The 14,462-nt window shown below is 62.9% G+C and carries 12 protein-coding genes; 4 read left to right on the top strand and 8 right to left on the bottom strand.

Annotated features, from left to right (window positions below; genetic code table 11):
- Positions 1 to 30: 30 nt before the first annotated feature.
- From QDT69_RS21325 to QDT69_RS21315, 3 genes are read left to right on the top strand one after another with little or no spacing between them, the layout of a single operon-like run.
- Positions 31 to 1,929, top strand: coding sequence for a tetratricopeptide repeat-containing sulfotransferase family protein (locus tag QDT69_RS21325; protein WP_279708432.1), 1,899 nt, complete (start codon positions 31 to 33; stop codon positions 1,927 to 1,929).
- Positions 1,922 to 3,847 (top strand): tetratricopeptide repeat-containing sulfotransferase family protein, encoded by a 1,926-nt coding sequence (locus tag QDT69_RS21320; protein WP_279708431.1) that lies wholly within the window; start codon positions 1,922 to 1,924, stop codon positions 3,845 to 3,847. Before QDT69_RS21325 ends, QDT69_RS21320 begins: the two co-directional genes overlap by 8 nt.
- A gap of 55 nt (positions 3,848 to 3,902) precedes the next feature.
- Positions 3,903 to 4,673 carry an adenylyl-sulfate kinase gene (locus QDT69_RS21315; protein WP_279708430.1) on the top strand — a complete coding sequence of 257 codons (771 nt, stop codon included), beginning with the start codon at positions 3,903 to 3,905 and terminating at the stop codon, positions 4,671 to 4,673.
- 35 nt (positions 4,674 to 4,708) lie between these two features.
- Here the strand turns inward: QDT69_RS21315 and QDT69_RS21310 are convergent, their stop codons facing one another.
- From QDT69_RS21310 to QDT69_RS21275, 8 genes are all read right to left on the bottom strand, one after another.
- Positions 4,709 to 5,641 carry a sugar-binding protein gene (locus tag QDT69_RS21310; RefSeq protein ID WP_279708429.1) on the bottom strand — a complete coding sequence of 311 codons (933 nt, stop codon included), beginning with the start codon at positions 5,639 to 5,641 and terminating at the stop codon, positions 4,709 to 4,711.
- A gap of 94 nt (positions 5,642 to 5,735) precedes the next feature.
- Positions 5,736 to 6,818 (bottom strand): ABC transporter permease, encoded by a 1,083-nt coding sequence (locus tag QDT69_RS21305; protein ID WP_279708428.1) that lies wholly within the window; start codon positions 6,816 to 6,818, stop codon positions 5,736 to 5,738.
- The gene (locus QDT69_RS21300; protein ID WP_279708427.1) at positions 6,818 to 7,582 is read right to left on the bottom strand and encodes an ATP-binding cassette domain-containing protein; all 765 of its coding nucleotides are present in this window, start codon (positions 7,580 to 7,582) and stop codon (positions 6,818 to 6,820) included. The genes QDT69_RS21305 and QDT69_RS21300 overlap by 1 nt, the downstream gene beginning before the upstream one ends.
- A gap of 40 nt (positions 7,583 to 7,622) precedes the next feature.
- Positions 7,623 to 8,978: a carbohydrate porin gene (locus QDT69_RS21295; protein WP_279708426.1), complete on the bottom strand. Its 1,356-nt coding sequence runs from the start codon at positions 8,976 to 8,978 to the stop codon at positions 7,623 to 7,625.
- Between the two features lie 98 nt (positions 8,979 to 9,076).
- Entirely contained in the window at positions 9,077 to 9,205 is a 129-nt protein-coding gene (locus QDT69_RS21290; RefSeq protein ID WP_279708425.1) for a hypothetical protein, read from the bottom strand.
- Between the two features lie 73 nt (positions 9,206 to 9,278).
- The gene (locus QDT69_RS21285) at positions 9,279 to 10,340 is read right to left on the bottom strand and encodes an ABC transporter permease (RefSeq protein WP_279708424.1); all 1,062 of its coding nucleotides are present in this window, start codon (positions 10,338 to 10,340) and stop codon (positions 9,279 to 9,281) included.
- Positions 10,337 to 11,863 (bottom strand): sugar ABC transporter ATP-binding protein, encoded by a 1,527-nt coding sequence (locus QDT69_RS21280; RefSeq protein WP_279708423.1) that lies wholly within the window; start codon positions 11,861 to 11,863, stop codon positions 10,337 to 10,339. The genes QDT69_RS21285 and QDT69_RS21280 overlap by 4 nt, the downstream gene beginning before the upstream one ends.
- A 64-nt stretch (positions 11,864 to 11,927) precedes the next feature.
- A complete protein-coding gene (locus QDT69_RS21275) occupies positions 11,928 to 12,893 on the bottom strand; it encodes a sugar-binding protein (protein WP_279708422.1) in 966 nt (321 codons plus the stop codon).
- Between the two features lie 241 nt (positions 12,894 to 13,134).
- Here QDT69_RS21275 and QDT69_RS21270 point away from each other — a divergent pair, with 241 nt between their 5' ends.
- Positions 13,135 to 14,406, top strand: coding sequence for an ROK family protein (locus QDT69_RS21270; protein ID WP_279708421.1), 1,272 nt, complete (start codon positions 13,135 to 13,137; stop codon positions 14,404 to 14,406).
- The last annotated feature ends 56 nt before the right edge of the window (positions 14,407 to 14,462 follow it).

Genomic DNA, 14,462 nt, shown 5'->3' with positions numbered 1-14,462 from the left:
GCCGCGGAATTCCGCGCGAGACTAGCCAGGTTGTTCGACGAGAACGAAGGTTTCCGCAGCCAGATGACGGAGATCATTGACGTCCTCTCGGCCGCGGTCGCTGCTCACAAGCTGGGCGATCTGGCCGAGGCCGAGGCCGGCTATCGCAGCGTCCTGGCAAGACTGCCTGACCACCCCCAGGCCTTGCACATGCTGGGGGTCATCGAATTGCAGCGCGGCAACGTTCGAGGCGCGATCGACCTGATCCGGCGGTCGATCAAGGTTCATCCCGGACATCCCGAAGCGTGGGTCAATCTCGGGAGCGCGCTGCGGACGATCCATGAGAACGACGAGGCGATCGGCGCGTATCAGCGCGCCATCAACATCAAGCAGGACATGGTCCTCGCATATACCGAACTTGCGAGATTGTTGTCGGATCTCGGTCGTTATGAGGCGGCGGTGTCCTATTGTGAAGCGGCGGTTGCAATCGCGCCGGCTTCCATCCCGGCGCAGATTCAACTCGCCATCACGCTAAGATCCGCGGGGCGATTGCAGGACGCGACGCGTCACTGGTCCAAAATCATTGCTCTGTCTCCCAACCGGGCGGAATCGTACTACGTTCTGGGAACCCAGTTTCGAGATATGGGGCAATTGCCGGAGGCATTGCGCTGCCACAACAAGGCGCTGGCCTTGAAGCCCGACATTCCGGAGTTTCTGTGCGCCAAGGGTGCCACGCTGATCTATTTGAACCAGGCCGACGAGGCGCTGGTATGTTTCCAGCGGGCCGAGACCATCTCGCCAGGCCTGCCCGATGCCCTGGCCGGAATCGGCTGGGCATTGCGATCGCTAGGTCGGTTCGAAGAGGCTGACAGCTATTCCGACAAGGTCCGCGCTCTCAATCCGGGCGATTTGCGATCGTACAAGCACGTATCCAGCGAGGGCTCCGCGCTCGAGATTGAAGACGAGCAACGTCTTGCCGACGCGCTGGAGCAGCCGGACACAAGCATAGACGGGCGGATCACCGCAGGGTTTGGCCTTGGGCGTCTGCTCGACAAGACCGGACGATACGATGAGGCGTTCGCGCGGTATTCCGCTGCAAACAGCCTGGTCCGCGGCATTTGGCCCAAGGTGGCCGATCTGTTCGACCAGGAGAGCTTTACCGTCCGGATCGAGCAATTGATCGAACGCTACCGCGACCGATCCCGCGTCGAACCGACGGACTTCAGCAACATGTCGGAATTGCCGGTGTTCGTCGTCGGCATGCCGAGGTCCGGCACGACGCTGGTGGAACAGATCTGCGCCAGCCATTCGCGTGTGTTCGGTGCGGGTGAACTCGGTGACGTCATTCGGATGGACGGCGTCTTGAGCCGCCCCGACATTGCCGGCACAACGCAAGCGTTTCACGACACCGCGCGGCGACTTGCAAAGGAGCACATCGTCAAGCTGTACGGTGATGCGAAAGGTGCCCATCGCGTCGTCGATAAGATGCCGGACAACGTTCTTCACGTTGGCCTTCTCGCGCAGCTGTTTCCCCGGGCACGATTTGTCCTGTGCAGCCGCGATGATCGCGATACCGCATTGTCCTGTTATTTTCAGATGTTCGCACCTGGAGCCCAGCATTTCTCCTACGATCTGGCGGACTGTGGCCATAGGGCGCGGCTGATCAGACGACTGGCCCGGCACTGGATCGGCCTGTTGCCCGATCGGATCATCGAGATGAACTACGAGACCCTGACCGACGATCTCGAAGGTCAGAGCCGGCGCTTGATCAAGTTTCTTGGCTTGGACTGGGAGCCGGCTTGCATGAACTTTCACCTCACCGAACGGCCGGTGTCGACCTTGAGCTACTGGCAGGTTCGGCAGCCGCTCTATCAAAGTTCAGTCGGGCGGTGGCGGCACTACGAGAGACACCTCGATCCCTTGTTCGCAGCGTTGACCCGGCATGAATGACGAATTCGCCATGTGGATCGAGGAGGCGCCCGCGACCGCTCCGTCGTCCAGCGATATTCAGGCCCTGCTGCGGGACGCGATTGGGGCGTACACCGACGGCCGAGGCGATGATGCCGAGCGGCGAGCTCGCGAGATCCTGGTCCAGCAGCCTGATCACCTTGCCGGTCTGCAGATCCTGACCGTCGTGGCGGGGCAAACCGGCCGACTGCCGCTCGCGCTCCGCATCGCGCGGCACGCCGTATCATTGCACCCAAACCATGTTTCGCCTCACGTTCAATTGGCTAACCTGCTGCGCGAGGACGGCGATCTTGCCGGGGCAGCCAACGAGCTCGATCTTGCGCTGCAGCTTCAGCCGGACAACGCCGGGGCGCATAATGACCGCGGACTTGTCCTTCTGGCGGAGAGCCAATTCGAGCGAGCCATCGATTGCTTCGCCGAGGCCTTGCGGATTGATCCATCGTGCGGGCTGACACACTACAACATGGCGCTTGCATTAGAGGCGCTGGGTTCGCTTCCCGCCGCCATGGAACGGTATCAAGAAGCCGCGCGGTTGCGGCCAAATCTGGTGGAAGCGCACTACAAGCTCGGTCTGCTGCTCGAAGAGGAAGGCTACCGCAAACGGGCCATCGAATGCCTTCGTGCCGCTGCCGCGCTCAGACCGGGCACGACTTTTGCGCTGTTGTGCCAGGCCAGGATACTCGGCTTCGAGGGCGATGATTTGGCTTCGGAGGAACTCGTCAGGCGCGCGATTTTGCTCGAGCCGCGCAAGAGCGATGCGCATGCAATGCTGGGCACGATCCTGATGCAGCAGGGGCGCTTCGATGAGGCCTCTGCGTCATTCGACCTGGCAAACGCGCTGAACACTCACGACGTGTTGGGACCTGTCGGCCTGGTTGAGGTGAAGCGCCTCACGGATGCCGATCGACCCTTGATCGGCCAGCTGGAGCGAAAGTTGGAAAATCCGGCTATCACCGGACACGAGGCGGCACTTGTCCATTTCGCGTTGGGCAAGGCCTATGACGATATCGGCGAATACGGTCACGCCATCGGACATTTCGATCAAGCGAACTCACTGAAAAAGCGTGTCAAGAACAAGCACTACAATCCCGCGGCGCACGCTGAGCTTGTTGACCGACTGATCCGGCGTTTCACGCCACAATTCTTTGATCGCAACAAAGATGCCGCGCATGCGTGGGACGCGCCGGTGCTGATCGTCGGAATGCCGCGCTCCGGCACGACGCTGGTTGAACAGGTCCTCTCAAGTCATCCCCATGTCACGGCGGGTGGCGAGCTGTCGTTCTGGCCTGATCATGCCCCGGAATTCGGAGTGGACCGCGAAGGCAGGATCGATCCGGCCTGGATCCGGGAGACGCAAGCAGCATGTCAGACGCGGCTGAAGCAAATCTCTCTCACCGCGCGGAGGATCACCGACAAACTGCCGCAGAACTTCCACAACATCGGACTGCTGTATGCAACATTCCCCGGGGCGCGCGTCATCCATTGTCGCCGCGATCCGATCGATACCTGCCTTTCGGTCTACTTCAACAACTTTGCGAATGGCATGGATTTTTCGTTCGATCGGCAGTGGATCGTCGACTATTACCGGCAATATGCGCGGCTGACCGAACACTGGCGAAATGTGCTGCCGCCAGGATTCTTGCTTGAAATCAGCTATGAAGATATGGTCGGGGCTCCCGAACCTTTCATACGACGGATCATCGAATTTTGCGGTTTGCAATGGGACGACGCCTGTCTGCGGCCGGAGCAGAACCAACGGGTGATCAAGACCGCAAGCGTATGGCAGGCGCGGCAGCCGATCTATCGGACCTCCGTCTCGCGCTGGCAACGTTATGAACCCTGGCTCGGGGTATTTAACAGCCTGCCGCGACAGGCAAACCTCAAAATGGGTGCCTCGTGAAGCGGGGCGCCGATCCGCATCCGGCGGCAGTTCGGTATCGTTCGAGAGGAACAAGATGCGCAAGATATTGATCATGGGGCTACCTGGCGCGGGCAAGACCACACTGGCAAAAGCCCTTGCGCCTCTCATCAATGCCGTCGTGTTCAACGCCGACGCAGTGCGGGAGAACCTGTCACGCGATCTCGGCTTCAGTCACGAAGACCGTGTCGAGCACGCGAGGCGGATGGGATGGATGTGTGATCGCGTGGTCGAGGCCGGCGGTACGGTGATTGCCGATTTCGTCTGCCCGACGGATGAGACCCGAGCGGCCTTTGGCAAGGCATTTATCATCTGGGTCGATCGCATCGATGCTGGCCGCTTTGAAGATACCAACCGCATGTTCGTTCTCCCCGGCAATTTCGATCTTCGCGTGAATAGAAATGGAACTCCGCAATTCTGGGCAGAGAAGGTGCTTGCGAGATTGCGGCCGCCATTCGATCCACGGAAGCCGACCGCACTCTTCGTCGGGCGCTATCAACCGTTTCACGCAGGCCACCGCCGGCTGATAGAGGAAGGCATCCGGCGGGTCGGGCAGGCGTGTGTGGCAGTACGCGACACACACGGAACCGACGAGAAGAATCCGTTCTCGTTTTCCGAGATCAGGCAGCGCATCGAAGCAGGCCTTGCAGATCACGTCGGCCGCTTCGTCGTCGTCGCGCTACCGAACATCACCAACGTGTTTTACGGGCGCGACGTCGGCTATGTGGTGGAGAAGCTGGTGTTGGATGAAGGAACGGAAGCGATCTCGGCGAGTGAAGTGCGGCGCTTGATGAGCTGCTCTCGATAACGAGCGTGGCGAACCATCAAAGCGCCGCTCAACTCCTACTTCAGCATCGCCGCGACGTTGTCCTTTGTCACAACGTCGAGACCGGTGTGGATGATCTCCGGCACCTTCTGGCCCTTCTTGATGGCAAGCAGCGTATCCATCGCCTTCTCGCCCATCTCGAACGGACGCTGGCCGATCAGCGCATTGGCGTAGCCCTCGTTCAGGAGCTCCAGCTGCATCTTGAGGGTATCGGCCACGACGAGCGTGAACTTGCCGGCGTCGATGTCCTTCTTGCTCTTGCTGGCGAACGCCTTGAAGCCTTCCGGCGCAAACATCGGCCAGCCGCCGACCGGGATGATTGCTGCGAGGTCGGGAACGGCAGTGCGCAGATCGGTCATCTGCTGAACGCCGAGCGCAGGGTCGTCGTTGCAGAAGGTCGGCGATCCTCCGACCTCGGTCCACTTCGAGCCCTTCAGCGCTTCTCGGACACCATTGACGCGTTCGGCGAGGTTCTCCGCACCCGGCCCGCCGGAGAGCATCGCGTATTTGCCGCCGTCGGGCCGGAGCTTCAGCAATTGCTTGCCGAGCGCGACACCGAATTCCTTGTTGTCGGTGCCGATATAGGCAATCCGCTTCGAGCTAGGTGCGTCCGCGTCAAACGTGATGACGGTGATGCCGGCTGCGGTTGCCGCCTCGATCGACTTGGTCATTGCAGCAACGTCGGCGACCGAGATGGCGAGGCCGTCCACCTTCTGGGTGATGAAGTCCTGGATGATCTGCGCTTGCGTCGCCGGCTCGTGCTCGACGGGCCCCTTGTAGATGCATTCGATGTTGCCGAGCTCCTTGGCGCGCTTCTGACAGCCGTCGCGCGCGAAGTCGAAGAACGGATTGTTCATCGCCTTGGGCACGATCACGAATTTGTAGTTCTGGGCGAAGCCGGGCGTCGCCATCGTGGCGAGCACCGCGGCGGCAAGAAGTGCCTTCCTCATTGTTTCCCTCCGCGTTCTTATTGTGCCTATCCCTTCAGGTGGCGGCTCCGGGAGGCGGATAGGCGGACATTCACGATCCTCCAGGATGAACTTGTCAGGCCATGCGCGAGCGAAGGCGGTCGACCAGCACCGCTGCGATGATGATCACGCCCACCAGGGTCTGCTGCCAGTAAGAGTTGACCTGCGCGAGCACGAGGCCGTTGCGGATCACCTCCAGCAGCGCGCAGCCGACGATGGCCCCGAGCGGGCCGCCGGCGCCGCCGGCAAGATTGGCGCCACCGATGACCGCGGCCGCGATGACGTTGAGCTCGTAGGACGTCGCCATGTTGGCCGGGGCGGATCCGAGCCAGCCGCAGATGATGATGCCCTGCAGGCCGGCCGCGAGCGCACAGATCACGTAGACCTCGATCTTGACGCGGACGACCGGGATTCCAGTCAAGGCCGCCGCCTTCTCATTGCCGCCGAGCGCAAAGACGTGGCGGCCGAAGCCGGTGTGGTGCAGCACCACCGCCATCGCCACGGCGAGCACCACGAGATAGATGAATGGCGCGGGCAACCCGAACACGACGCCCGATGTCAGGGTGTAGAAGTAATCGGCTTCGGGGCCGCTGGGAAAGCTGCCGCGGCCGTTGGAAATGACGTAGCCGAGCCCGCGCACGATCGAGAGCATGCCGAGCGTGGTGACGAAGGGCGACAGCCCGAGCACCGCGATGCAGAAGCCGTTGACGAGGCCGACCACCAGCGCGACGCCGAGCCCTGCCAGCACCGAGACGAGCAGGATCAACCCGGGCACGTTGGCGATCACGGTCTTGCCGTCGTCCGCCAGATGCACGAACCATTCCGCGCCAGGCATGCCGGGCGTCGAAATGGACGTCATGACCATCGAAGTGATCATCGCGGAGAAGCACATCACCGAGCCGACCGAGAGATCGATGCCGCCCGTGATGATGACGAAGGTCACGCCGAGCGTAGCGATGGCGATGAAGGAAAAGTTCTTCGCCACATTCTGCAGATTGCCCTGGGTGAGGAAGTAGGGGCTGGCGAAGTTCATCACCACGAATAGGACCACCAGCGCCAGCAGGACGTAGCCGGTCTGCGAGGCGAAGAGGCCGCTTCGCCACCATTTGGCCTTGCCGACATTGGTGAAGGTGAGGGGAGATTCCAGGGGCGTGGCCATCACGCAGCCTCCTTCGCTCCCGTGATCAGGGAGGTGACCTCCTCGGGGCTGGTGTCGCCGATCGCCTTGTCGGCCCGCTTCTCGCCGCGGCGCATGACGACGACGCGGTCGCAGACCGCGAACACGTCGGGCATGCGGTGCGAGATCAGCATGACCGCGACGCCTTGTTCCTTCAGGCGATGAATCAGGCTCAGGACCTGTTCGACCTGGCGGACCGAAATCGCGGCCGTCGGCTCGTCCATCATCACGAGCTTGGCATTGGAGAGCCGCGTCCGCGCGATCGCGACCGCCTGGCGCTGGCCGCCCGACATCTGCTTGACGAGGTCGTGCGGCCGGGTCTCCGAGCGCAGCTCGCCGAACAGTTCCAGCGCGCGGGCTGCCATCGCCTTGTGGTCGAGCAACGCGAACGGACCAAGCTTGCGCTTGAGCTCACGGCCGAGGAAGACATTGGCCGCCGCCGTGAGATTGTCGGCCAGCGCGAGGTCCTGATAGACCACTTCGATTCCGACCGCACGGGCATCGATCGGACGGGCGAAGTGAACCGGCTTGCCGTCAAAGCGCATCTCGCCGTGAGTTGGCGGGAAATTGCCGGCGATGATCTTGACGAGCGTCGACTTGCCGGCGCCGTTGTCGCCCATCAGGCCGACAACCTCGCCGGGGGAGACGCGCAGGTCGACGCCATGCAACGCACGAATGGCGCCGAACTCCTTGCCGATACCCTTCAACTCCAGGACTGCCAGCCCGGCGTCGTGAGGGGTCACCATGGCTGGCCTCGCTCAAGCATGCTGGTAAACCACCTCCGGCTCAGAAGTGCACCAGCGTGCGCAGACCAAGAACCCAAGCGTTCTCGGTTTTGACGCCGGCGCCGTTATAGCCGCGTCCGCCCGGGTTGATCACGTACTGGGCGTCGAACTTGAGGTTCATCCAGCCAGTCGCCTGCCAGCCGTACCAGGCTTCGATCGGAACTTCGTTGCCGCCGGCATTGGGGGTGAGGGCCGCTGAATTCACATGGGTCGTACCCACCGCGAAGCCGACTTCGTCTTCCGGACGCCAGGAGAACGTTCCCGTGTGCCTGAAGCCCAGCGCGACCTGGTAGTCCTGGTACGACGTGCGGTGATCGGCGACAGTCGTGTTGAGGAACATGTACCAACCCTGCGCCTTTGCACCCTCAACGGTCAGCCGCTGCAGGATCGACTCGTAAACGCCATAGCGGCCGCGCTGATCTCCCAGATTCTGGCCCGGGACACCGTCGACGCCCGGGATGGCCGCAATGATGCCCGGCAGGCCGCCGTCAATCGTCGACGCGCTGTCATACCAGCCGCCGAATCTCCAGGTCCCGTTCAGGGGACCGCTCGGCGCCCAGACCACCTCGACCGGCACCAGCACGCCGGAGGCGCGGCTCGAACCGGGAACGCCCGGCAGGAAGTAGGTCGAGGAATCCGACGTCGTCAGATAATTCGGATTGGCATCGTAGACGCCGACCGACAGCTGCCATTCCTTGGTGAAGTTGTAGTGCGCCACACCGGCCCATTGGCTCACCGGCCAATTGTAGATGTAGCCACCCTGGATGTTGCCGGGCTGGCCGCCGCAGAACGTCAGGTTGATGAACTCGCAGAGGCCGAAGAAGAAGTCGGAGCCGACCGGCAGACGGCCGCCCTTGAGTTCGAGGCGATCGTCGAACAGTTTTTGCGAATAGTAGAGTTCTGTGAGGCGCAGGATATTGCCGCGGCCGAACACTTCGTTGGTCAGCTGCAAGGCCGGAATGCCTGCGTCGTCGTTCAGATTGTGGCCGAAGCGGTCGACCAGCGTGAGGCCGACGGTGCCGCCCTGGATGCCGGCGAGCTTCGCCATGTCGAACTTCGCCTGGAAGAACAGCTGTCCGGCGTTAGCCCCGACGTTCTTGTTGCCACCCGACAAATTGCCGACGGCTTCGTCGCCCAGCGTCAGGGCGAGCGAGATGCCTCGCTCTTTCAGCTGCGTCCTGCCGAGATCGCCGAACAGATACGGCCTTGTCCAGAAATCATCGGTCTCCGTGTAAGGCACAGGCGGAGCCTTCGTGAGCAGATCGGCCGCATGCGCGGCGCCGCCGCCGCTGAATAGAGATAACAGGGCGATCCCCAATCCGCACGCCCCCGCGGTGCCTACAGACCTAAACGACATTTTCTGCACTCCCAGCGTCCCCGGCTTTGTCCATTTTGCATCACGTTCCCGCCCAAAGCCCTTCAGCGTGGAACGCGCCCCGTTTCAGTCGTGATCGTTCAACTTGAGATAGAAAACTCGCGCGCACCAAGACCCGTCAAGACGGTGATGAGGCTCTGTCCGCCGCCCGGCTTGGCCCGGCCCGCAGCGCGAATGCGAGCGTCATGTGCTTGATCGGTCTTGCGCATCGATTCTCCCCAAGTTCCTCTACTCAAGTCGCCGCGACCCTATTCCCGATCGCAGTCCTTTCTTGTCGAGCGGTCATGCCTGATCGCCCGTCGTCGTCGGCAACGCAGCCGCGCCGTGCGGAGATGCGTTCTGCAGACGAGTGTTTTCCTTCGATTTCGGCGCCGTGCGTGCGAGGCCGGCCAGCGCGGCCTTGCGCCGCCGCCGGGCCTGCAATTGCTGATCCGCCAGCACGCCGATCAGGATCACGGTGCCCATCACCGCGAAGTTCAGCGAATTCGGAATGCCGAGGATGTTCACGAGGTTCTGCAGCACCTGCAGCAGCGCCGTCCCGAGCACGATACCGAGAATGGAGCCTTCGCCGCCGCGCAGGCTGCAGCCGCCGAGTACGGCCGCCGCAATCGCATAGAGTTCGTAGAAATTGCCGAAGGAACTCGGAGAGACCGAGTTGGTATAGAAGACGAACAGCACGGTCGAAACGCCGGCGAGGCCGCCGCTGATGACATAGGCGGTCGCGATCACGAGGTTCGTTCTGATGCCGGAGAAGCGCGCTGCTTCCTCGTTCTTGCCGACGGCATAGAGCCAGCGCCCGTAGACCGAGCGATGCAGCAGCACGCCGAGGATCACCGCCAGGATGATCAGGAAGATGAAAGTGTTCGGAATGCCCGCGACATTGCCGGAGGCGATGTTGCTTAGCGTGTTGGCCTCGTCGCCGTAGCCGAAGCCGCGCGTCGAATCGCTGGTGTAGTAGCGCGCGGCGCCGCGATAGATCAAAAGCCCGCACAGCGTCACGATGAAGGGCTGCATCTTCAGCCGGGTGATCAGGAAGCCCTGGATGCCGCCCAGCGCCAGCCCGCCCATCAGGACCAGCAGCAGCGCGAACGGCCAGGGCACCTGATACGTCGTCAGCAGGTCGATGAAGACGACGCCAAGCAACGCGAACATCGAGCCGAGCGAAAGATCGATGCCTCCGGTGATGATGACGAGCCCTTCGCCCAGCGCGAACACACCGAACAGGCCGATCAAATTGGCCATGTTCAGCAGGTTCACGAACGACAGGAAGGCCGGGTTGATCGCGCCGGTGATGGCGGAGATCACCGCCAGCAGCAAGAACAGGCCGAGTTCCTTCTTCATCATGACGCAGTGGCCTCCATGGTCTCGAGCGCTTGGCCGACCGCCAGCCGCAACACGTTGTATTCGCTGAACTGGTCGCGCTCGAGCACGCCGCTGACGCTGCCTTCATGCATCACAGCGACCCGGTCGGAGACGCCGATGACCTCTTCCATGTCGGAGGAGATCATCACGATGGCGACGCCCTGGTCGGCGAGGCTGCGCATCAGCGCGTAGATCTCGCTCTTGGCGCCGACATCGATGCCGCGGGTCGGCTCGTCGAAGAACATCACGCGCGGCTGCATCGAGAGCCATTTGCCCAGCACCACCTTCTGCTGGTTGCCGCCGGAGAGCGTCACCGCTTCGATGTCGATGCTCGGCGCCTTGATCGACAGGCGCCTCGCCTGGTCCTTTGCGATCTTGCGTTCGGCGTTGCCGTTGACCAGCCACATCCGCGCATAATCCAACAGGCTCGCGAGCGTCACGTTTTCGCGGATCGGCAGTTCCAGCACCAGCCCGGATTTCTTGCGATCCTCCGGCACCAAATAGATTCCCTGCCTGATCGCATCGCGCGGCGAGGCGACGCCGACCGGCGCGTTGTCGATCCTGATCTCGCCGCCCAGCAGCGGGTCGATGCCGAACACGGCGCGGGCAAGCGAGGTGCGGCCGGCGCCGACGAGTCCAGCAAGGCCGAGGATCTCGCCGCGCCGCACCGAAAGATCGATCTGCCGGTCAGGAAAGGCCGTCGTCACGACGCCTGCGATGTCGCAGCCGCCCGGCTGCGGCGCGTGCGCCGGCGGCGTGTACAGCGCCTTCAGGTCGCGGCCGATCATCAGCCGAATCATGGCGGCGTGGCTCAGCTCGTCCCGCGCCAGCTCCCCCACGGTGCGCCCGTCGCGCAGCACCACGACGCGATCGGCGCAGCTCATGATCTCGCCGAGCCGGTGCGAGATGTAGATCACCGAGATGCCGTGCGCCTTCAGGTCGGCGATCACCTCCAGCAGCCGCTCGGTCTCCGAAATCGTCAGGCTGGAGGTCGGCTCGTCCATGATGATCACGCGCGCGTCGATCGAGAGCGCCTTGGCGATCTCCACCATCTGACGCTCGGCGATCGAGAGATTGTCGACCAGCGTGCTCGGCGTGAAATCGGCGCCCAGCCGTTCCAGCAGCGGCGTCACGCGGGCGCGCATCTCCGCATTGTCCACCAGCTTCAGCGGGCCGCCGGCAAGCTTCTCGCGCCCGATGAAGACGTTGGCTGCGACGTCGAGATTCTCGAACAGGTTCAGCTCCTGGTGCACGAAGGCGATGCCGGCGAGCGTCGCCTCGTTCACCGTCATCCGGGCGTGCTCGGTACCGCCGATGCGGATCACACCCGCGCTCGGTGCGATCACGCCGGCCAGCACGCGCATCAGCGTCGACTTGCCGGCGCCGTTCTCGCCGATCAAGCCCAGCACCTCGCCGCGGCCGACGCGCAGATTGACGTCGTCGAGCGCCCGGACGCCGGGATAGGTCTTGCTGATTCCGCTGAGTTCGAGCAGCGTTTCCGCCATTCGGCATGTCCTCCTGCACACCGCCCGGCGGCCTGTGGCGGCCGGGCGGTGAAGCCGGCTGAAGTTACTTCTTCAGCAGATCCTTCAGATTCGCGGCGAACTCCGCGACGTTGGCCTTGCTGATCACCTTGGTCGGCACGATCAGCTTGCTGTCCTTCGGGATCCAGGACTTGTCGCCGTTCAGCGTCTTGATGATGTTGGTGGCGGAGAGATAGCCGAACTCGTACGGCTGCTGCACGACGGTGGATTCGATCGTGCCGTCGGAAATGCCCCGCAGCGTGCGCTGGTCCTCGTCGAAGCCGACGATCTTCACCTTGCCGGCCTTGCCCGCGGCCTTCACTGCGTCATAGATCAGCGGCGTTTCGTAGCTCCACAGGCCGGACAGCAGTGCGATGTCGGGATACTTGACGAGCACGTTCTCCATGTTCGCCTTGGCCTTGGCGAAGTCGACCTGGTCGGTGAACACGTCGACCAGCTCGACCTTGGTGCCGGCGATCGATTCCTTGATGCCCTGCACCCGCTCGCGGGCGTTGTCGGCGTCCATCGTTCCGACGAACAGCGCGATCTTGCCGCCGTTCGGCAGCGCCTTCTTGATCTCCTCGCCGGCCTGTCGCCCGGCGGCGACGTTGTCGGTGCCGATATAGGCGAGACGATTGCTCTGCGGCGCGTCGCTGTCGGTCGTGATCAGCACGGTCTTGGCGGCAACCTTGTTGAGTTCTTCGGTCGCATGCGGCGCATCGTCGACCGAGATCGAGATGCCGGCGACGCCGCGCACCAACAGGTCGTCCAGCTCGCGCCGCTGACCGGCCGCGGTGCCTTCGTTGGTGACGATCAGCTCGATATTGTAGTCGGGGTGCTCTTTCTGTGCCTTCTCAAGCCCGCGGCCCGCGATGGTCCAGAAGTCGGCCGCGACGTTGGTCACCAGCGCGATGGTCTTTTTTTGCTGTGCCTGTGCTATCCCCGTGGTCATCGCGAGCGCAGCCGCGCCCGCCAGCAGCGGCACGATCAATCTCTTTATTGAGTCATTCATATGCACCTCCCTGTCGATACCCCCCGCGAGGGGATTTCACGCTCGGCGCTTTTCGCGCCTTATTTTATTCACGTAACTAATAAATTAGCGCGGCAAAATGTCCAGTCAAGGATGTTCAAGTCCGGACGCTCAAGCAAAAATAGTATCAAGGTGATGTATTTCGGTCGCGATCGACGCTTTTTGACCAACATCTGAGGCGTATCCGTTGAATAATTTTATCAAGCGAATTAAAAAAGCCGGTATGAATGAGCAGTCCGAACCGCTGAGACGCGCTTCAAGTCTGACCCGCGGATCGAACCGCGACCGTCTCGTTGAAGTCTTGCGGCGTCAGGGACCATTGCCGCGCGTCGAGCTTGCACGTAGCACCGGGCTGAGCTTCCCGGCCATTTCGGCCATCACGTCAAAGCTGATGGCGGAAGACCTGCTGGTTGAGGCCGAGACCGATGCGGCGACGTCGTGGCCGGACGATACCGACGACGAGGATGCGGATGGGGTGAACGGGCGCCGCCGTGGCCGGCCGGCGGTCCTGCTGACCCTGAACCCCGAATTCGGCCGCATCATTGCCGTCTCGCTGCGCATGAATCTGATCGAGACATTGATCGCCGATTTCAGCGGCTCGGCCCTGGCGCAATCGCGGCTTGAACTGACGACACGCGGGCTCGATGCAGGCGCGGTGTGCGATCTCGTGATCGCGCAGATCGAGGCCATGCTCGAAGAGACGGGCACGCCGCGAGACCGGCTGTTGGGAATCGGGATTGCGCTGCAGGGCATCGTCGACGCCGACACCGGCCGCCATCTGTGGAGCCCCGCGCTGTCGATCACCGACGTCGACCTGGCAAAGCCGATCCGCGAGGAATTCGGCGTCGAAGTCGTGATGGCGAACGACGCGGTCGCGGTGGCGCTCGCCCTTGTCGCGGCCGAGCCGGCACTGGCGCAGGGTCTCACGGCCACGCTCATGGTCGGTCACGGCATCGGCATGGGCATCGTCGTCGACGGTGAAGCGCGCTGGGGGGCCGGCGCGGGCAGCGAGATCGGCCACGTCAAGTTGACGCCGAACGGTCCGCAGTGCCGCTGTGGTCAGCGCGGCTGCATCGAGGCCCATCTTGCCGACTATGCGCTCTACCGCGACGCCCGCACCTTTCTCGACCTGCCGCCGGCGGTGTCGCAGCAACCGTCCGAGGCGCAGATGGCGCTGCTGCGGGCAAGGGCACGCGCCGGCGATCCTCGTCTTGAGCAGTTATTCCGGCAGGCCGGCCACGCGCTTGCCGAGGCGGTTGCCACGACGATATCGGTGCTGCGCCCGCATCATCTGATCCTCGCAGGTCCCGGCCTGCAGGCGTTCGACATGATGCGCAGTGCCTATGAGGAGAGGCTCGAGCAGGCGGCGTTGCCGTGGCTGCTCAAGTCTACGGCGATCCATGTACGTCCAAGCGAGTCGGCGACAATTGTCGACGGCATGGTGCGGCGGACGCTACGGGTCGTGGACCGAAGCCACATGGAGACAACCGAGTGAAACCTCGGGAGCTGTGGCCCTTTGGTTGAGCCGCAGCAATGCAACTGACGCCCTTC

It is taken from the genome of Bradyrhizobium sp. CER78 (assembly GCF_029846235.1).
GTDB lineage: Bacteria > Pseudomonadota > Alphaproteobacteria > Rhizobiales > Xanthobacteraceae > Bradyrhizobium.
Note: the sequence above shows the minus strand (reverse complement) of the source record. Positions and strands in the feature narration are given on the sequence as shown.